General features: G+C 42.0%; 15 protein-coding genes. 11 read left to right on the top strand and 4 right to left on the bottom strand.

Annotation, left to right across the window (positions count from 1 at the left end; all coding sequences use genetic code 11):
- Positions 1-160: 160 nt before the first annotated feature.
- From eboC to P2W73_RS06110, 4 genes are all read right to left on the bottom strand, one after another.
- Positions 161-1,060 carry a UbiA-like protein EboC gene (eboC, locus tag P2W73_RS06095; protein ID WP_276501114.1) on the bottom strand — a complete coding sequence of 300 codons (900 nt, stop codon included), beginning with the start codon at positions 1,058-1,060 and terminating at the stop codon, positions 161-163.
- A gap of 9 nt (positions 1,061-1,069) precedes the next feature.
- Positions 1,070-2,056, bottom strand: a complete 987-nt coding sequence (locus tag P2W73_RS06100; protein WP_276501115.1) for a TatD family hydrolase — start codon at positions 2,054-2,056, stop codon at positions 1,070-1,072.
- 35 nt (positions 2,057-2,091) lie between these two features.
- On the bottom strand, positions 2,092-2,976 hold the full coding sequence (locus P2W73_RS06105) for an EboA domain-containing protein (protein WP_276501116.1): 885 nt from the start codon (positions 2,974-2,976) through the stop codon (positions 2,092-2,094).
- Positions 2,977-3,186: 210 nt separating this feature from the next.
- Positions 3,187-4,482, bottom strand: coding sequence for a sugar MFS transporter (locus P2W73_RS06110; protein WP_276501117.1), 1,296 nt, complete (start codon positions 4,480-4,482; stop codon positions 3,187-3,189).
- Between the two features lie 119 nt (positions 4,483-4,601).
- Here P2W73_RS06110 and P2W73_RS06115 point away from each other — a divergent pair, with 119 nt between their 5' ends.
- The 11 genes from P2W73_RS06115 to P2W73_RS06165 all read left to right on the top strand — a co-directional run bounded on the left by P2W73_RS06115 (position 4,602) and on the right by P2W73_RS06165 (position 20,037).
- Positions 4,602-5,726 carry a formylglycine-generating enzyme family protein gene (locus tag P2W73_RS06115; protein ID WP_276501118.1) on the top strand — a complete coding sequence of 375 codons (1,125 nt, stop codon included), beginning with the start codon at positions 4,602-4,604 and terminating at the stop codon, positions 5,724-5,726.
- A 47-nt stretch (positions 5,727-5,773) separates the two neighbouring features.
- Positions 5,774-6,805 carry a LacI family DNA-binding transcriptional regulator gene (locus P2W73_RS06120; RefSeq protein WP_276501119.1) on the top strand — a complete coding sequence of 344 codons (1,032 nt, stop codon included), beginning with the start codon at positions 5,774-5,776 and terminating at the stop codon, positions 6,803-6,805.
- Positions 6,806-6,844: 39 nt separating this feature from the next.
- On the top strand, positions 6,845-7,687 hold the full coding sequence (locus tag P2W73_RS06125) for a 3-keto-disaccharide hydrolase (protein WP_276501120.1): 843 nt from the start codon (positions 6,845-6,847) through the stop codon (positions 7,685-7,687).
- A 171-nt stretch (positions 7,688-7,858) separates the two neighbouring features.
- Positions 7,859-8,440: an RNA polymerase sigma factor gene (locus P2W73_RS06130; RefSeq protein WP_276501121.1), complete on the top strand. Its 582-nt coding sequence runs from the start codon at positions 7,859-7,861 to the stop codon at positions 8,438-8,440.
- Between the two features lie 142 nt (positions 8,441-8,582).
- Entirely contained in the window at positions 8,583-9,677 is a 1,095-nt protein-coding gene (locus P2W73_RS06135) for a FecR family protein (protein ID WP_276501122.1), read from the top strand.
- Between the two features lie 194 nt (positions 9,678-9,871).
- Positions 9,872-13,411: a SusC/RagA family TonB-linked outer membrane protein gene (locus P2W73_RS06140; protein WP_276501123.1), complete on the top strand. Its 3,540-nt coding sequence runs from the start codon at positions 9,872-9,874 to the stop codon at positions 13,409-13,411.
- A gap of 24 nt (positions 13,412-13,435) precedes the next feature.
- Positions 13,436-14,905 (top strand): RagB/SusD family nutrient uptake outer membrane protein, encoded by a 1,470-nt coding sequence (locus P2W73_RS06145; protein ID WP_276501124.1) that lies wholly within the window; start codon positions 13,436-13,438, stop codon positions 14,903-14,905.
- Between the two features lie 205 nt (positions 14,906-15,110).
- The gene (locus P2W73_RS06150; RefSeq protein WP_276501125.1) at positions 15,111-15,818 is read left to right on the top strand and encodes a fasciclin domain-containing protein; all 708 of its coding nucleotides are present in this window, start codon (positions 15,111-15,113) and stop codon (positions 15,816-15,818) included.
- A 21-nt stretch (positions 15,819-15,839) separates the two neighbouring features.
- Positions 15,840-16,853: a DUF5007 domain-containing protein gene (locus tag P2W73_RS06155; protein WP_276501126.1), complete on the top strand. Its 1,014-nt coding sequence runs from the start codon at positions 15,840-15,842 to the stop codon at positions 16,851-16,853.
- A gap of 241 nt (positions 16,854-17,094) precedes the next feature.
- Positions 17,095-18,645, top strand: coding sequence for an arylsulfatase (locus P2W73_RS06160; RefSeq protein ID WP_276501127.1), 1,551 nt, complete (start codon positions 17,095-17,097; stop codon positions 18,643-18,645).
- A 33-nt stretch (positions 18,646-18,678) separates the two neighbouring features.
- Positions 18,679-20,037, top strand: coding sequence for a Gfo/Idh/MocA family protein (locus P2W73_RS06165; protein WP_276501128.1), 1,359 nt, complete (start codon positions 18,679-18,681; stop codon positions 20,035-20,037).
- Positions 20,038-20,052 lie beyond the last annotated feature (15 nt).

Raw genomic sequence — 20,052 nt, forward strand, 5'->3', positions numbered from 1 at the left:
GTCACGGAGACACAGGGACGCAGGAAAATAAAAGAAAAATCTCCCTGACTCTGTGTCCTGGTGCCTCAGTGATTCAATGATTCTATCGTACTATATTTCCTGATATGCTTTGCATTACTTAGCGGTTAAGTTTTTTTTGAAGCACAAGGGCTTCAAAAGATCAGGTAACAGCAAATATCTTCGCGAATAATATAGAAAGAGGCAGCAGGCACAGGATGACGAGTGCCCAGCCAACGGCTCCGAAAGCAGCCGCCCAGGACGCATTCATGAGGATCACAGCGATTACACCGGCTTTTACCGATTTGCGGATATTTTGGGCTACAGGGTTTTGAATGGCTTTAGCCAATGGGAGACCTATCATGCCAGCAAAAAAAAGGATAAAGCCCGCCGCATACAGTAATTGATTTTTTTCAACTGCAAACCAGCCAATAGCAGACAGGATAATCAAATAAAAAAATGCAGCCAGGTACAATGTTATCCTTTTGCCGCCATAGACTTCGTCGCGGCTGATCATCGTAATGGCGCCAATGTAAATAACAGGGAAAATGCCCAGCCACCAATATTGCATCACCGCTGTGGACAATACACTCATGCCTAATAATAAATTAAAACCTCTGCATAGTCCCATGTTGACAGGGCCAAAAAAAGAATGATGTTTGCCCCATTTATCATAAACGGTTGCCAGTATTGCTATGACAGACGCCAATAAAAAAGATAAAGAAAAGATTTGCGGATGAACGAATGCTGCAGCAATCAATGCCATAACATATAAACCGATGGCAAGTATCGTGGCATTACTTTTTTGAATAAGTCCGCTGGGTATGGGTCGTTCAGGTCTTTCCACCCGGTCAATGTCCGCATCAAACACGTCATTAAACACCACACCCCCGCCATACAGACCTACAGTGCAAATGATCAATAAGAAGACAGGAGACAAGGAAGGAATTGACCCCTCTGTACTGGCAAACCCGGCAATTACTACTCCGGCCAAAATATCAGCAACAGCAGTCACAATATTAGCAGGGCGCATTAAACGTAGATAGCCTGTTAGTTTCCGCACTTGCTGGATTTATCGGATAATGATTGAGTCTTTATCAATGCGGGGTTGCTGTCCTCCACGGAGAATGGTGTTGCCCTCGAATTTTTGGCTTTGGTCTACTCCCTGCAAACCACCAACAAAGTCGGCCTCATTGATCTGCCCGCTTTGTGCAAAGGCGGTGATAGCATTTTGATAGGTTACCATTTTGATGTCTTCATCACTGATTCCTTTTTCCTTCATCAACACAGCTGTTTTGGGTACTGCCAGCGGATCACTGATGCCCCAGTCGGCCGCCGAGTTGATCATGATCCTTTCAGTACCATATTGCTTAACGATCTCCACCATTCTTTCATTCCCCATTTTGGTAAAAGGATAAATGGTGAATGCCGCCCAGAAGCCGCGGTCCAGCACTTCTTTGACGGTTTCTTCATTGTTATGATCTACGATCACCATATAGGGATCAAGTCCATGTTCAATAGCGATGTCCATGCTGCGGGTAGTGCCTCTTTTTTTATCGCGGTGCGGCGTGTGAATTTGTACGGGCAGGCTGGCTTCTTTCGCCAGGTCCAATTGCAGGCGATAATATTTTTCTTCGGCGGCTGTCTGATCATCAAAGCCAATTTCGCCAACGCCAACAACGCCTTCTTTATAGATAAATGCCGGCAATATTTCCATCACCTGCTCAGCCAATGCTTCATTATTGGCCTCCCGTGAGTTGAGGCCAATGGTGCAATAATGTTTAATACCATATTGTGAAGATCGGAAACGTTCCCACCCAACCAGGCTGCTGTAGTAATCCCTGAAAGTCGAAACACCTGTTCGGGGTTGCCCCAGCCAAAAGGCGGGTTCAATCAATGCTACTACACCTGCATCGGCCATGGCCTGGTAGTCATCCGTAGTACGGGAAGTCATGTGAACATGAGGATCAAAAAATTTCATGCCCTTTATTTTATCCAGCATCAGTGGCAAATGACTCCCTGGCTGAAGATCTTTTTCGGTGATATTATTGCAACACATATGCTGTCGGTTTGAAGGTAAAAGGATAAAGGTTTTTAACTGGGTTGTAAGGTCAATTTATCGGCAAGCTTGTCCCAGCTTACCTGCCCACTGGCAATTTTTAGTTTTAAATCGGCATGTTGATCCAATAATTCTTTAGCCGGGGCATAGTTACTATTATGACAGGCTAATGCGGCCGCTTCCTGTTCCAACGGCTCATTCGATTGAAAGGCTCGTTGCATACCAGGGAATTTTTTTTCATCGATAAAAGGACCCACACATCTCCAAAGTTGAGGATTCACCGCTCTACCCGCTGCACGGCGTTCGCTGGCATAATCGGATAGCATCGAAGCCAGTTCAGGATTGGCCCGCTGATCAAGTCCGATTATTTGATGAATTGGTTTTTCAGTAAAAAAAGCTTTCATCACCAATTGATTCCAGGCGGCTTCACTTAATTGCTCTGAAGGATAGGGGTTATTGCAAATGATCGCTTCCAATACGGAACCGATATTGCTCCTGATGCCTTCGGCGCAACGATTTTTCCAACTTTCGGGATAATGAAGAACGGGTAAGGATGAATACAACGCTACCAACTCATTCATTTCGGCGGCTAAAAAAAGATTTTCGATCGTGTCAATGTAAGTCTCTTTATTAGTGGGGTCAAGATGAAGCAAAAGCCAAACACGGCATAGCCTGTCGATTGTCCAATGATTGATAGAAAAATGGGGCCGGGCGGAATGAAGTTCTTGTTCTTGCTGCTCAGTAAAATGTGTCAACTGGTGGCCCGTTTTGCGGGGCATGGCGACAAAGGCGGTTATTTTTTGCCGGGCAGGTGTTTCTGAAATTGCTTTCTCCAGCCAGCTCCACGCATCGGGTGCTACATTTTCACGGATAATAGCCGCCAGGATGTTTTTAACTTTTTCAGGGTGATGGTGATCCATTATAGGTTATATTTCGTCACCTCTAATCAAAATGGATTAAGGGGCAAATTGCCTGGACGAAATTAGTCGCTAATCTGCGGATTGGCAAATCACCCCAATATGATGTTGCTTAACGTTGCGCCTGATATTGCTGCAAAAATGGATTTGTTATTATTGCTCAATTAAATAAAAGATAATATAAACGCTGCTGGTTCTTAAAAGGTAGAGAGCTTATTTTTTTAACCCAACCTTATGTCCACTGACAGCGAAATAAAGGATGTATAAATAGCAAGGCAATACAGTGACAAAATAGGAGAGTTGAAAGTCAAGGTGAAGATTGTCTTTCAAAAAGGCGTAGATCAACGGCCAAATGGCTCCGCCGGCGATACCCATGATCATGATGGCTGAACCAGTTTTAGTGAACTTTCCCAGGTGACTTATGCCAAGCGGGAAAATGGCGGGCCACATCAGGGAATTTGCCAATCCCAGCAAGGCGATAAACGTAACAGAAGCATAGCCACTGGTAAAATAAGCTGCAATGGTAAAAATGATACCCAGTATGGCACATATTCTCAGTGCTTTTTGCTGCGAAATATATTTTGGGATGGTAATGATGCCGGCAACATAGCCGATCAGCATACCGGATAGCGTTAATGCTGTAAAAAATTTAGCGATATCCGGGCTTATGCCTAATGCCTTGCCATATACTCCAATAATATCACCAGCCATCACTTCTGCCGCTACATACACGAATATGCAAAAGGCACCCAGGAACAAATGAGGAAACTGGAAAATACTTTTATGATGAATAATTTCCCCGCTTGTTTCATCCTTTACGTCTTCTTCTACTTGTACTTCGGGTAGATGACTGAATTTTATCACCAATGCAAATAAGCAGAATATAATGGCAAGGGAAATATAAGGTGTGTTTACACGGCCCAACACTTCCTGCAACAATTGTTCTTTTTCAATACCCGTTGTCGCTTCAATTTGTTTCTCGATAGCCGTTGCATTCTTCAGGAACAAAGTACCCATTATTACAGGAACAATAATACCCGCCGTCTTATTACAAATTCCGGCAATGCTGATACGTTTGGCTGCGCTTTCAATAGGTCCAATGATTGTCAAATAAGGATTAGATGCTGTTTGCAACAGGGCCAAGGCGGAACCTTGAATAAATATTCCGGTTAGAAATAAAGGAAATGAGTTCGTTTTTGCAGCTGGAACGAAGAGCAATGAACCCAGGCCTAAAACCAATAGCCCTGTTACGAGTCCATTCTTAAATCCTATCTTTTTTAATATCCACGACGAAGGCAATGCTAAAAAGAAATAAGCCATGTAAGAAGAAAAAGTAACAAAGAAGGCCTGGAAGTCAGATAACCCGAAAGACAGCTTAAAAAAAGGAATTAATGTTCCATTGGCCCATGTAACAAACCCAAAGATGAAGAACAATGCACAAATGAAGAACATCGGCATCACGTAACTTTCTTTTTTAGGCAGGGCGAGGGTAGCTGTTTGTTGCTGCATGCAGGTATTGATTTTAAAGTCCTCAAAATAGTGAAATTGATTTATAACGCAGCGGTCAACCGTTTGCATGAGTTTTTCAATAATCAATTAATAAATTCGGAGAGGATTAACTTTACCGGATGCTATTGAACAGAATTAGTCGTTTGGCAGGGATGGGTGCGGTGTTAGTCTTTTTTTCCTGTAATAACCAGGCAGCCCCCGAACAGGAAACTGTAAAAGAAGATTCAGCTATTTCCTGTATGAAAACACCGGCAAGGTTTGCTGTGGATAGCCTTGCTGCCATTCGGCCCAGCGGTGATACATCGACCGCAGGGATGAAATATATACCAGGTGGATCATTTATGATGGGAGGCGATAACGAACAGGCCAGTTCAGATGAGTATCCAAAACATACTGTGCAGGTGCGACCTTTCTGGATGGATGAAACAGAAGTGACCAATGCGCAGTTTCAAAAATTCGTAGAGGCGACTGGCTACGTTACTACTGCTGAACAAAAACCTGACTGGGAGGAATTAAAAAAAACAGTACCACCCGGCACTCCCAAACCACCTGATAGTGTCTTAGTGGCTGCTTCGTTGGTGTTCAGGCAAACAGACCGTGAAGTGAATCTTCATGACTATAATCAATGGTGGAGTTGGGTAGCAGGTGCTAACTGGAAACATCCACAGGGGCCGGGTAGTTCGATAAAAGGAAAGGAAAATTACCCCGTGGTCCAGGTGAGCTGGTATGATGCTATGGCTTATTGTAAATGGGCCGGTAAAAGATTGCCGACAGAAGCCGAATGGGAGTTTGCAGCCAGGGGTGGTTTAGTCAATAATATTTATCCCTGGGGAAACGAACCTGTAAATACAGGAAAACCAAAAGCCAATAGCTGGGAAGGAAAATTTCCTTATTTGAATGAAATGAAAGATGGATACATGACTGCGGCGCCTGTCAAATCATTTGCAGCAAATGGCTATCAATTATACGATATCGCCGGCAATGTATGGGAATGGTGCAGTGACTGGTACGATGCTGCGTATTATTTAAGTTCCGGTAAAGCAACAGCTGTTAATCCACCGGGTCCCGATAAAAGTAACGATCCGGAAGATCTTTATACACCCAAGAAAAGTTTACGCGGCGGCAGCTTTTTATGTAACGACAGTTACTGCAGCGGATACCGCGTGGCACGTCGTATGAAAAGCAGTCCTGATACAGGATTGGAGCATACGGGATTTCGTTGTGTGAAAGATGTAAAAAACTGACCGCCGGGGGTATTGATTTTTAGGTAAATTGTAAATAATGTGTTGTAATGGATAAACTACCTACCATCAAAGAAATTGCGAAGAAGCTGAATGTCTCCGTGTCTACTGTTTCCAGGGCATTAAGCAATCATCCCCGTATTGGCTTATCTACCCGGGAACGGGTACAACAGTTGGCCAAGGAAATGAATTATGAGCCTAATGCCCAGGCTATTTTTTTTAAACAAAAGAAAACACATGTCATTGGCGTGATCGTTCCTTTTATCCGTGAAGATTTTTTTTCGGAAGCCATTAGTGGTATTGAAGCAGCAGCCATGGAACATGAATACACCATACTGTTTGGTCAAAGCTTTGATGATCCCGAAAGAGAAAAAAAGGTGGTTGATGCCATGAAAAAGCAACGGGTGGATGGGTTGATCATTTCCTTATCCAAGCAAACCAATAAATATGATCACCTGCAGGCATTGGATAAATATGATATTCCCGTTGTCTATTTTGACCGGGTACCCACATTTGAAAATGCGCATAAAGTGTATTGCAACTTATACAAAGGGACGGTGGAAATGGTGAACTGGTTATTCAATAAAGGGTATCGTCGCATTGCTTTTATCAATGGGCCTGATAAGTTACAGGCAAGTAAAGAGCGGCTAAATGGATACATTGAAGGCGTGTCTAAACAGAAGTTGAAAGTGGATATGCAATTGGTAGAAAAGACCGATCTGTCGAAAGAAAGTACTCATGCTGCTATGAAAAAATTATTGGCCTTAAAAAACCCTCCCAATGCAATCATCACTTTCAATGATTATGTGCATATGGATGCGGTGCAGTATGCCCAGAAAAATGATATCCGGGTGAACAAGGACATCGTTTTTGTGAGCTATGCCAATCTACCGATAACCAATTATACGGCCTTTCCACCCATAGCATCGATAGAGCAATACCCGTATGGACAAGGTGAAAAAGCAATGAATCTTTTGATCAATATCCTTAGCAACAAAACTGCAGACAAGGAAGGAGAAAAAACATTTTTTAAAGAAGAAATGGATGTAACATTGGTGTTACACACTGTTACGTCAGCATGAATGGTCAAATCTGAATCGTTAACTAATTCAATTGAATAAATGAAAAAATTACTAACTCTCCTGTTTCTTGTTATTGCTGTAGGTGTTATGGCGCAGAAAAAAAATAAATATGGTAAATGGATAAAACTTTTCAATGGAAAAGATCTGAAAGACTGGACGGTAAAGATCAAGGATCACCCGGTAAATGATAATTTCGGAAATACCTTCCGGGTGGAAAATGCTGTGATCAAAGTAAGTTATGATCAGTATGGCGGTCAGTTCAAAGAGCAGTTTGGTCATATGTTTTATAAAAAGAAATTTTCAGCTTACCTGCTGGAGGTTGAATACCGGTTTACCGGCAACCAAATCGCCGACGGACCCGGCTGGGCATTTCGCAATAGTGGACTGATGCTGCAGGGGCAATCACCCGAAACCATGGCGGTTGACCAGGATTTTCCTATCTCCCTGGAAGCACAATTGCTGGGCGGTAATGGTAAAGACGAACGTACCACTAATAACCTTTGCACTCCCGGTACCAATGTGTTCATGAATGGCAAACTATTTACACCACATTGCGTGAACTCCAAATCAAAAACATTTCATGGTGATCAATGGGTGAGGGCACAAGTGTTGGTATTGGGTGATTCAATCGTGAAGCATATCGTCGAAACGGATACCGTACTGGTGTATGAGAAGCCGCAATATGATGAAAGAGACAAATGGGTAAAGCAAGCCGGGCTTAAAGGTGGTGAATTAATTAAAGAAGGAACCATCTCGCTACAAAGCGAAAGTCATCCTGTAGAGTTTCGTAAAGTGCAATTGTTTGACCTCTCAAAATATATGAATAAACCAGCTACATTAAACAAGGTATTGGCTACGCTTAGTAAAAGAACTCTTCAATAGTCTTTTTTCTCTTCCCGATTTCCAGGTACAAAGATTGCGCAAACGGTTGTACATGCGGTTCAACCGTTTGCACTGTTTGCGGATACAGATAGCAGCTGTTTACAGGTTTGAAAAAAACATATTTTTAAAAAAGCGGAGCTGTTCTGCTTGAGTAATCTGCTGCTATTATAAATGAGAAATGCCTGTATCAATACGGACACAGAGTTGTTGCTGCAATTGCAACAGCACGATGAACAAGCGCTGGCTATCCTGATGCGGGCACATTATCGTTCTTTGTATAACTATGCCAGTCGTTTTATCCAGGACGAAGCGGTTATCAAAGACGCCATACAGGAAGTTTTTATCAGCCTTTGGCAACGTCGTGAATCCGCCTCCTCTATTTTATCATTGCCGTTTTATTTATTGGGTGCTGTGAAAAATAAAGTGCTGAAAACGTTGCAGCGGGATAACAGGAGAAGTGAAGCTCTTGTAGCGGATGTGCAATATGAATTTGCATCAGAATTCCCGGTGGAAAAAAATATCATTGACAAACAATTGGCGGAAGAAAATGCACAACGTTTAAAGTCAGTGGTCTCCAACCTTTCGGCCCGCCAAAGAGAAATCATCTATCTTAAATTTTACCAGCAATTAGATCACGGCCAGATTGCAGCGTTGATGAACATCAGCCAGCAATCTGTTTATAACCTGCTGCATGAAACCATCCAGAAACTAAAAAAGTGCTGGCAATCCGAGTTGTTGATGACGGTATCTTAAAATATTTCTTTCCCTGTTTTGTAATCTTTCTTTTCAGTGCATGATGTTTTTGTCAAACGTTTGCACAATATTTTATAAAAACTTAATAAAGACCAGTAGTTTTTTTTGAAACCGGGTACTTATAAATGAGTAACTGACCGGAATGAAAAATTATAAGCTTTACACAGTATCGGATTTTGTTCTTGACGAAGATTTTATTCAATGGGTATATACCGGCAGGAATGATCAGTCCTGGAATGCGTGGCTTATGCAAAACCCTGATAAAGCACTGACAGTAGCCGAAGCGAAACAAATAGTGCAATCATTAAAGTTAACGCCGGCATCCGTTTCAGAAAACGAGCTGGATGAAGAGGTTCATAAACTTTTAAACAATATTCACGCCGGGCAGGCTGTGGTGCGACCTATCAAGTCTTCAAAAAAATGGTGGTGGTTGGCAGCAGCAGTTGTTATCCTGGCAGGACTCGGCATTTGGAGTAGCAGCCTTATCAATAAAAAATCGGCGGCTGAAAAATTCAGCTATACGGAAGTAATTCCCAGGCTTCAACTTATCGAACAGGTAAACACTTCGGCCAAATCGATCCACATTTTGTTACCCGACAGCAGCACGGTTGAACTGTCACCTCAAAGCAGGTTGAGCTATTCCAATGATTTTAAGGATTCCGCAAACAGGGATGTGTACCTATTGGGCGAAGCTTTTTTTAGTGTGACCAAAGATGCCAACAAACCTTTCCGTGTTTTTGCCAACGGGATTGTTACAAAAGTATTAGGCACCAGTTTTACCGTACGGTCATTTGAAAAAGAACAAGCCATAAAGGTCACTGTGAGAACGGGGAAAGTAAGAGTATATCCGCAAACGGAAGAGTCCGAAAAGACAGGGGGCAATGCCGTATACCCTGACGATATCTTACTCACACCCAACCAGGAGGCCATCTTCGAAAAAGAGCAAAAGAAATTTCAAAAGAAAATATTGGAAAAGCCGGTGATTATTGATCCGGGTATTTCACTTCATTCCATGATCTATGAAGAAACACCTGTGATGAAGGTGTTAGAGGAGTTTAAAAAAGCCTATGGTATCAGCATCGTTTACGATGAAGATTCTTTAAGGACCTGCACTATTACCGCCGACCTCACCGATGAGTCATTGTATTCAAGACTCGACCTGATCTGTAAAGCCATTGATGCCAACTATGAAATCATCAATTCTGAAGTTTTTATCCGGGCCAAAGGCTGCCGGTAAATGACGAAACCAATTATTAACTCAAATAAAACTGCCATGAGAAATAGTAAAGAAAATAACAGTACCTGAAAAAGAAAAACCGGCACTGCTGCGAACAGTACCGGTCTTTAAAGTCAGCCCCTGCTGCGAGTAGTAAACGAGCCGGAGGCCTTTCTTGTTCAACAATATTGTCAAACAAAAAACCTGATAAAGTTATGCAAAAAAAACACCGCCTTCAGCGGTTCATCTGCACGTGTATGAGGATTGGGTTACTACCACTTGTATTGATTGCCGGCTTTGCCGGAATCTCTTATGCCAACCCCGCGGGAGGGCAGGAAATACTTGAAAGAAGGATCACTCTTTCCGCCGACCAGGTAGAGGTCAAATCTATACTGGAACAAATAAGCCGTAAAGCGGATGTGAAATTTGTGTACAGTGCTCAAAAGATACCCGCACGCCAAATAGCATCCTGTTCGGCTGAGGATGAAAAATTGGGGGCGATTTTAAACCGCTTGCTCCTTCCTTTTAATGTAGTGTACGAAGTGAAGGGCAATAAGATCGTATTAAGAACGAAGCAGGAGGAGATAAAGGAAATAAGTAGTAATGGACTGGCTGTTGCAAATGAAACTCCTGTAAGTCAACGACCCATAACTGGTAAAATAACCGACGAAAATGGTCAGCCGCTTTCGGGGGTAAGTATAAAAATAAAAGGAGCCAGTGCCGGCACTTCTACAAATTCAGATGGCGAATTTTCATTGGACATTCCTGAAAATGCAACCCTTGTAGTTTCTTATGTGGGATATGAAACAAAAGAAGTAAAAGCCCAAAAACTCGAAACTATTGCTGTTAGGCTTTTGCCTGCGGCCAGCAATAAGTTGAATGAGGTAGTGGTGGTGGGCTATCAAAGACAATCATTAAAAAAGACAACCAGTTCTGTACAGATTGTTTCCGGTAAGGCGATCGAAAACCTTCCTGCGCCGAGCTTTGATCAGCTTCTTCAGGGAAAAGTTTCAGGGATAAACATTCAAAATTTTACAGGTGAGCCTGGCGTAAGGAACACATTTACTATTCGGGGCAACTCCACCATTGCTACCGATCTTAATGCGGATGGGCTTGATGAAGCCAGAACGATGAGCACGCCTTTATATGTAATTGATGGCATCCCTGTATCAGTTACCGACCTGGAAGGAATCGGGTCAACAGGAAATAACTTCCTAGCTGGTATTAATGTAAATGATATAGAAAGCCTCACCGTACAAAAAGATGCTGCTGCTACTGCTGTATGGGGATCCCGGGGTGCCAATGGTGTTGTGGTAATTAAAACTAAAAGAGGACGTTCCAAAACTCCTGAAGTAAGAGCATCATATTATAGAGGACTTACCGAAAAGCCCAAATTATTGCCCACTACTATTGGTGCGGAAGAGCGTCGTCAGAAAATGGACCTGATAAATGAGTATTCTACTTATGCGCAAATGGGAAGCCTTCCTCAAATATTGACTGATAGCCTAAATCCTGCTTTTAATAATGCTACTGACTGGCAGGATCTTTTTTATCAATCAGGCAAAATCGATAATATCGATTTGAATGTTTCATCAGGAACCGAAACAGTAAACTACAGGCTGGGGGCTAACTACTATGACGAGAGCGGCATTGTTAGGAATACAGGGTTCAAAAGATTTTCATTGCGTGGCAATTTTGATTTTAAAATAAATTCAAAACTGAATGTCAATCTGAACGTATCTGCTTCAAGACTGGATAGAAAAAGAGGATTGGGCCGTGGCAGAAATGAGATTTTACCCATCAATGTGGGCCAGATGCCCGCATCATTCTATGCGATAAGCGATGATGATAAATCATTTTATCATGGTCAGTTTGATAAATTAAAGGATAAAAACCAATCAGACCTGATCTCACTTTCCGTCCAAACCAATTATAGAATATTACCTGCATTGGATTATAGTTTCCAGGGTTCTTATTCAAAAACAAATGACAAGCGGGAACGTTTCCAGCCATCAACCCTTGATGCAGGTGGTGTATCCTTTGCAGAAAACAGAAATGGGAATTTTGAAAGTTATTACCTGGCCAATGTGCTTAGCTATGCAAAATCATTGGGCGACAACGTGCATAATTTTGGCCTTGTCGGCACTCAAAGCTTCCAGCTTGATCAGCGTTCGGGTGGTATTGTCGGTGGTTATAATATTCCGGATGATAATATCCAGGTAGTTTCCGGTGTGCCACAGCAGGATTTGTTTGGAAGATCTTATATACAAAAATCCGGGTTGTTCTCTTTTGTGGGCCAGTTTTCCTATGATTATAAGCAGAAATATATTTTGAACTTATCCATGCGGGGAGATGCTTCTTCAAGGTTTGGTGCGAATACCAAATGGGGGTATTTCCCTTCAGTATCCCTAGCCTATGTGGTTTCCGATGAAAAATTCATGGATAAGATCGGTTGGATAAATCTATTTAAATTAAGAGGTAGTTATGGATTGACAGGAACTATGCCTGACAACTTTTATGCACCTTTTAATGTGTGGGACCTGGCTCAGGGTACTTATAATGGAATAGTAAGAGCTACTCCATCTTTTGATAACCCTTTGACCCAGCCTGATCTTACCTGGAATAAATCAGACCAGCTAAACGTCGGAGCAGATCTGAATATGTTTGATAATCGTATCAATCTTTCTGTTGATCTTTATCGCAGGTATAACTCAAATCCTATACTCTCCTTTCCTTTTCCATTCTTCACAGGATACACGCAAGCTACTTATAATGCGCCGGTTAAGATCTTGAATGAAGGGGTTGATATACAATTGCAAACAAGAAATCTTGCCAAAAGCAGTCCTTTACAATGGACCACTAATTTTAACATCGGTTATAATAAAAACAGGATAGCTGCGCTGCCCAACGGCAACCGTTCATTTTACAGGGATTCCTGGGGTTATAACCAATCTTTGGTGTATTCCGTAGGTGCTCCTATTTATGGCTGGGCGCAAATGTTGTACACCGGCGTATATAACAGGTTAAGCGATGTCCCTGTTAATCCCTATACAGGGCAGCGCCTCAGTTATTTCAAAAAGAATTATCCTGTAAGCGCTGGTTATCCAATGTGGACCGATGTGAATAATGATTGGGATGTCTGGAGTGATGAAGACCGTGGTGAACAGTATGGCGACCTGGTACCAACAGGAGATCCTAATCCTAAATTTACAGGGGGCATCTATAATGAGTTTACCTATGGTAATTTCTCTTTGGGTGTACAATGTATTTTCACCTTGGGACGTGATATCATTAATACATTTGATGCAAACCAGTTTGCTGGTGTTTGGAATTTCAGTGATAACGGTACGTTGCAGGATGTGGCAAGATTCCGTCTTCCTGATCTTTCAGAAAGAGATTACTGGACGCCTGGTAAAGCAGACCCTGCAAAAAATCCTGGTTATGCTGCCAACTTTCCCAGCTTAAGCCCCTTTGGTCCTAACTATTACCAGTTTCTTCCTTTCTCTACCATGTGGAATGAGAATGGAAATTATTTCAAAATCCGCAACATAAGTTTGGGTTACCAGGTGCCGGAAAAAATATTAAGCAGGGTGGGTATTAAAAGAGCAAGATTATACAGCATCATAGATAATATATATGTTTTTCAAAAAGCCAATGTACCGGACGCAGAATTAGTAAGTCCACAGGGAGAGTATCGCGGTGGTTCTTATCCGCTGCCACGCAAATACACATTAGGACTGGAAGTCACTTTTTAAAAACATCATTCTAATTAATAAGCTATGAACTATACTAAAATATCAAAACTTGCAGTCTGCACTTTGCTTGTTATAGCAACAGGTTTTAGCTCCTGCAAAAAATACATTAACCTGTCGCCGGAAGATGCTACCTATGACCAGGTGTTTTGGCAGACCGGCGCCAATGTAGAAAAAGCTGTTTCGGGAGCCTATGGCCTGTTAAGAGATGCGCTCAAAGATTCCCGCAGCCATTTTATTTTTGGCGACTTTACGACCGATGAGTTTGTAAGAGGGAGTGATTATTGGAACTATGCTGATCTGTCCTTTGATGGTAGAAATCATTTCAGCTATGCACCTTATCTTGAAGGCTCCGTTTGGGACTGGACCCGCTTTTACGGCTTGATTAATCAATGCCATTTGATTGTAGAGAATACACCAAAAATAGCTGATGCAAAATTTGGGGGTGGCAAAGAAGCCAAAAATCAATTATTAGGAGAAGGGCATTTTTTGAGGGCTTATGCTTATTTCTATATGACAAGGGTATGGGGCGATCCGGTGTTGACCAAAGAATCGTTGAAAGACCCGCTAAATATTCAACCTCAAGCCCGGTCGACGGAAACAGAAGTGCTTGATTATTGTATTGAAGACCTTTTAAAAGCTGCCGATCTGATGGGCCTTAATCATGAAAGGATTAGAGCCGATAAAGGTGCTGCCTGGGCTCTGCTGGCTCATGTATATGCCTGGAAACATGATTATGCCAATGCAAAGAAGTATTGCGATAAAGTGATTACCGAAGGTGGTTATTCGCTAGAGCCAATTGATAATTATGGAGACATTTGGAAAGGTAGCAGCAATGAAAGCATTTTTGAATTGTTCATGCAATATGACCAGGTAAGTAATGAAGCAAGTTCCGGGTTTTTTAATGCTTTCTTATACGAACCTATTGTTAAGAAAGGCATCAACACCGCCTGGGCTGTAAACAATGATTACTCAAATCCTTTATTTGGCACAGGGCAGGATGATCGTCCTGGTAAAATATTTACCGCAGGACAGGGAACCAACAAGCTGATGCTTATTAAGTACGCAAACATCAACTACTATGATCCCAACAGGCCTAATACTTATGTGGTAGACAATAATCTTGTTTTATTACGTCTGGCAGATATTCATCTGCTGAAAGCAGAAGCAAGTGTGAAATTGAATGATGAAAGCACAGCGAGAGATGAAGTTAATATTATTCGCCAGAGAGCAAATGCCAGCCTGCTTCTCCCCGCAGATGTTTGCAATATGGATACGGTTTTAAATGAGAGAAGAAAAGAGTTATATGGAGAAGGTTGTATTTTCTATGATAACATCAGGATGATACTGACGAACCCTGACTACGCCAATCAATTGCCCGATCCTTATAGCGCTGAAAGGGTAGCGAAAAAGGGTTATTACTGGCCGTTGAGTATGAGAAGCCTGCTTCCACAAGACCAATTGCTTACTCAAAACGAATGGTGGAAAAATCATTAATCTCAAAGAAACTCATAATGAAATGCGTCATGAAATTTTCCGGGTAAATCATTCCCAATCACTGATAAAAATTTTGTGGCAAATTCCATCTGATCAAAAATTTAAAAAAATATACAGATGAAATGAGCCATGATAATGCTTATCACCAACCGGGATGATTATTTGGCGAATTCCATTTGGCCAAAAAACAATAAAAAATAAACAAATGAAAAAGATATTATCAGGTCTTATGGCTGTCATGATGGTTGCCTTGGTTCTGTTTTCCTGTAAAAAAAGGGACGACTATTTAACTGGCGGCAGCAGGCATAGTGCAAAATTTAACGTTACTACCTACGACTTTCTGAAAGGGCAGGCCAGTGGCCTCTTTGATACTTTACTTTTGTTGGTAGATAAAACCGGGTTAAAAGATAAACTTAATCAGCAAGGAGTGAGTTTTTTTGCTCCCACTGACTATGCAATCAATAACTACCTGAACCAAAGGGCTCTCCAGGAGCAAAACATTGATCCGAAAAGAAAATGGACATTGGATTCAATGATCAAATATGAATTGCCAAAATTCACAGATTCATTAGATACCTATATTGTAGGTCAAACATTGGATTATAATAATCTCACCAATAATGGAGCTATTTATCCCACAAAAAAGGCCGGGACAGAAGCCGTTGTATCATATGAAGAGATCACACCTGATAATTCCGAGTATATTAGGTTGGGAGGAAATCCAAATGTATCCAGCAACCCCCGGCTTATTTACTACACTTTTTTAAAAGGGCCTTTAACCCCACCCGTTATTGCATCTGAAATAACTCCTGCCGGGGGCACCAGGGTAAGAGTACAAACATCAGGTATTCAAACTAACACAGGGATGGTTCATGTTTTGATTAATCAGCATATCCTGTTCTTCAGACAATAATCAAACTATAAATTAACAGAAATGAAACGCATATATCTCATAAGAACATTGCTGGCAGTTGCCTGTGTACTATCGCTGGGCGCCTGCAAAAAACTTCCGGATGGCTTTCTAAGCCCCATAATCCGCTATGAGGAAGATCCGATATTGATTGCCAAGGGAAGGGTTTATGTTAGCTCGGCCTTAAACTTCGATGGCTCCAGCAAACCTGCAAAAATTAAGCTATTGCATGTTTATAATAAAACTACCGGCCAGAATGTAGATGACCTGTTTTTTAAAAAAGATACAATCAAGGTATGGACGGCTTTATATGATCCTAAGACAGATACCACACTGGAAAAGATAGCGGCCAAGCAAACCGACGCGGTTGTGCCTCCTATTATTATAAACGAAAGCAGCGGACAATTGGAGGCAAATTTTCAGACTTTATATATTCCATCCGGAGATTACTCATTTGACCTGGAGATATCAAATGGCGCAGGCAGTAAAGTGTATGAAAAGATAGGGAACTTTACCTTGTTAGATAAAAGACCTTTTGAAGCTCATCCTGAGATAGGAACGCCTTATATACGTATGATAAAAGTAGGTAATGAAGGCCTCGGCGCTAACCTTACAAAACCTGAAGAAGTAGAAGTAGATATTCAACGTACTGGCGATGCTCCCAATAAAGTGATCGTAAAAATGGTAGACAAAAATGGTATACCATTTAGCCCACAAGGAGGAGAAATAGAAAGAAGGCCCAATACAGGCAATAACCCTACCCCGCCTTTTTTGCAGACCCTTCAGGATTATTCACTGAAATCTGAATTATTCAGCGACAGAATGGAGTTTACATATGGAACGATCCCTTTTCCATTGGCCTCCCTGGGAAATGGTTACAATATCTACTACAGGATACCCACCCAATTTTTTTCTCATGATAACCAGGCCTCTTATCCTGATGGGCAATGGAGCGCTAATCCAAGATTTGTTTTCAGAGCATATGTACCCGGCACTTATGTTATTACATTTAAGGCAAAAGTTTTGACACATAAATAACCTGCCCTTTATAATCTTTCTCTAAGCAGTCGTTTTGCATTAGCAGGCAAAACCAAAAGAACCGGCTACGGCCGGTTTCTTTTATTGTAGCAATTATATTGATAAATTATTTATGGAATGGGTTCCCGCTAGTCACTCATTGCTGGTGATTTTTGGGCAACCGTTTGCATGTTGCAACAGCGAATTATTGTTTTAATTTCATCACCAATACGAAAAAAATTAATTGGGTTTCGGTATCTACATGAAGAAAACAAGCGCATATCCTTTCCTTTTGCAGGTAATATTGATTGCAGCATTTGTACTATATGCAGTGTTGGCTTTTGCGCAATCTTCTTCCGGCAAGCGTCCCAACATAATTTATATCTATGCGGATGACCTCGGTTATGGCGACCTGGGATGCTATGGCCAGCAAAAAATAAAGACACCGAACCTGGATCGCATGGCCAAAGAGGGAATGCGGTTTACACAGCACTATGCCGGTGCTCCTGTTTGTGCACCTTCGAGAGCAATATTGATGACAGGTAAGCATGCAGGACATTCTTACATCCGGGGCAATTATGAATTAGGAGGCTTTGAAGATAGTACCGAAGGAGGTCAAATGCCATTGCCGGAAGGGACATTTACCATTCCAAAAATGCTGAAGAATGCCGGGTACTCTACCGGCATGGCCGGCAAATGGGGATTAGGCGTAACAGGTACCACGGGCGGTCCTTTATTACATGGGTTTGATTATTACTATGGGTTGCTGGATCAAAAACAGGCGCATAATTTTTATCCAACACATTTGTGGGAAAATGATAAATGGGATTCTTTGAATAACCACCTCATCAATGTTCATAAAAGATTGGATTCATCAAAGGTGACGGACGCCGACTTTGAATATTACAAAGGGAAGGATTATGCAATTACTAAAATGACGGAAAAGGCTTTGGCCTTTATCGATCGTAACCTGCCTGACCGGCAGGCAGGCAAACAAAAACCTTTCTTCTTGTATTTGCCTTACACACTTCCGCATCTGTCGCTGCAGGCGCCGGATGAGTATGTAAAAAAATATATCGGCCAATTTGATGAAAAGCCGTACTACGGTCAGCTGGGTTATGCAGCTACCAAATATCCTTTATCTACCTATGCTGCTATGATCACTTACCTCGACGACCAGGTAGGTATCATTATGGAGAAAATTAAAAAGCTGGGACTGGACAATAATACGATCATCCTTTTCAGCAGTGACAATGGAGCTACGTTTACTGGCGGTGTCGATACCAAATTTTTCAATAGTGTAGCTGGTTTACGGGGATTAAAAATGGATGTGTATGAAGGTGGGATCCGTGAACCATTTATTGCTAGGTGGCCGGGCAAAATAAAAGCAGGAACCATTTCTAACCATGTCTCTGCCCAATATGATCTGCTGGCAACATTGGCAGACCTTACCGGTCAAACATTACCTGTTAAAACCGATGGCATTTCGTTTCTACCGGAATTGTTCGGAAAAACCAGCCGACAAAAAAAACATGACTATCTCTATTTTGAATATCCTGAAAAAGGTGGACAGGTGGCCATAAGGATGGGAGACTGGAAGGGCGTAAGGACTAATGTCAGAAAAGATCGCAATGCTCCCTGGCAGATTTTTAACCTCGTTACGGACAGGAACGAAACCACAGATATTGCTGCCCGGCACCCGGAGATAGTAGAAAAATTTAATACTATTCAAGAAAAAGAACATCAACATTCTCACATTAAAGAATGGGAGTTTATTGATCCCAAATTCAGTGTAAAAAGTATCAACGAATAATAATTGAGTCAAAATAATTTAACCGCTATTTAAATGAACAGGAAAGATTTTGTGAAGAATATAGGTCTGGCTGGTGCTTCGATGGCGATTTTGCCAACCGGCAGCTTGTTCGCTCAGGGTGTTGCTGATCCAAAAGTAAAGCTGGCAATGATCGGTGTGGGGCTACGTGGACAAAATCACCTGGACCTCGTGTTAAGAAGAGATGATGTGGACCTGGTAGCGATTTGTGATATTGATGACCGCATGCTCAAATCATCCAAAGAGATGATCAGCAAGAGCGGCAAAAAAATGCCGCAGGTATTTGCCGGCGATGTGAATGCATGGAAAAAAATGCTGGAGATAAAGGGGTTGGATGCAGTTATTATCGCAACACCCTGGGAGTGGCACAAGCCTATGATCATTGGCGCATTGGAAGCAGGGATAAAATATGTAGGTACCGAAGTTATACTGGGTATTACGCTGCAGGATCATTGGGATGTAGTAAAAGCTGCTGAAAAGTATAATGCACATGTGATGATGTTGGAAAATGTGTGTTACCGCAGAGATGTGATGGCGGTATTAAATATGGTAAGACAAGGTTTGTTTGGTGAACTGATCCATTTACAAGGCGGTTACCAGCATGACCTGCGTGAAGTGAAGTTTAATGATGGTGTAAATCCCTATGGTCATGGCGTGGAGTTTGGTGAAAAAGCATTTTCTGAAGCCAGGTGGAGAACGGAACATTCGGTACACCGCAATGGTGATCTTTATCCGACACACGGCATTGGTCCCGTGGCGCACTATGTCAACATCAACCGGGGTAACCGTTTTCTCACTTTGAATTCTTTTTCATCCAAGGCAAGAGGTTTGCACAATTATATCGTCAAAAAGGGCGGGGCTAATCATCCCAATGCTAAAGTGAATTTTAAACTTGGCGATGTAGTGACCACTCACATCGGTTGCGCTAACGGAGAAACTATTTTGTTGCAACATGATACAAATCTCCCACGGCCGTATTCGATTGGCTTTCGTGTACAGGGTACTGAGGGATTATGGATGGATGTCAACAAAGGAATTTATATTGAAGATAAATCGGCGAAGGCGCACCAATGGGACGACGCAAAACAATGGTTGGACAAATATGATCATCCGCTGTGGGCAAAATACAGTAAGGATGCGCAGGGTGCCGGCCATGGTGGTATGGATTTTTTTGTGATCCATTCCTTTATTGAGTCGGCCAAACGAAAACTTCCAACGCAAATGGACGTTTATGATGCTGCTGCCTGGAGCGCTATCACGCCATTAAGCGAGCAATCCATCGAACTGGGAAATGAGACAGTGGAGTTCCCCGATTTTACCGGTGGTCAATGGATGTACCGGAAACCGGTATTTGCTTTGAATGACGATTATTAATGTGCCTGGTGAATG

The organism is Terrimonas pollutisoli (genome assembly GCF_029360765.1).
Lineage (GTDB): Bacteria > Bacteroidota > Bacteroidia > Chitinophagales > Chitinophagaceae > Terrimonas_B > Terrimonas_B pollutisoli.

What these genes read in the sequence shown, in the direction of transcription:
- P2W73_RS06100 (WP_276501115.1), bottom strand. Translation starts at nt 2,056, where the DNA reads ATGTGTTGCAATAATATCACCGAAAAAGATCTTCAGCCAGGGAGTCAT.
- P2W73_RS06105 (WP_276501116.1), bottom strand. Translation starts at nt 2,976, where the DNA reads ATGGATCACCATCACCCTGAAAAAGTTAAAAACATCCTGGCGGCTATT.
- P2W73_RS06110 (WP_276501117.1), bottom strand. Translation starts at nt 4,482, where the DNA reads ATGCAGCAACAAACAGCTACCCTCGCCCTGCCTAAAAAAGAAAGTTAC.
- P2W73_RS06115 (WP_276501118.1), top strand. Translation starts at nt 4,602, where the DNA reads ATGCTATTGAACAGAATTAGTCGTTTGGCAGGGATGGGTGCGGTGTTA.
- P2W73_RS06120 (WP_276501119.1), top strand. Translation starts at nt 5,774, where the DNA reads ATGGATAAACTACCTACCATCAAAGAAATTGCGAAGAAGCTGAATGTC.
- P2W73_RS06125 (WP_276501120.1), top strand. Translation starts at nt 6,845, where the DNA reads ATGAAAAAATTACTAACTCTCCTGTTTCTTGTTATTGCTGTAGGTGTT.
- P2W73_RS06130 (WP_276501121.1), top strand. Translation starts at nt 7,859, where the DNA reads ATGAGAAATGCCTGTATCAATACGGACACAGAGTTGTTGCTGCAATTG.
- P2W73_RS06135 (WP_276501122.1), top strand. Translation starts at nt 8,583, where the DNA reads ATGAAAAATTATAAGCTTTACACAGTATCGGATTTTGTTCTTGACGAA.
- P2W73_RS06140 (WP_276501123.1), top strand. Translation starts at nt 9,872, where the DNA reads ATGCAAAAAAAACACCGCCTTCAGCGGTTCATCTGCACGTGTATGAGG.
- P2W73_RS06145 (WP_276501124.1), top strand. Translation starts at nt 13,436, where the DNA reads ATGAACTATACTAAAATATCAAAACTTGCAGTCTGCACTTTGCTTGTT.
- P2W73_RS06150 (WP_276501125.1), top strand. Translation starts at nt 15,111, where the DNA reads ATGAAAAAGATATTATCAGGTCTTATGGCTGTCATGATGGTTGCCTTG.
- P2W73_RS06155 (WP_276501126.1), top strand. Translation starts at nt 15,840, where the DNA reads ATGAAACGCATATATCTCATAAGAACATTGCTGGCAGTTGCCTGTGTA.
- P2W73_RS06160 (WP_276501127.1), top strand. Translation starts at nt 17,095, where the DNA reads ATGAAGAAAACAAGCGCATATCCTTTCCTTTTGCAGGTAATATTGATT.
- P2W73_RS06165 (WP_276501128.1), top strand. Translation starts at nt 18,679, where the DNA reads ATGAACAGGAAAGATTTTGTGAAGAATATAGGTCTGGCTGGTGCTTCG.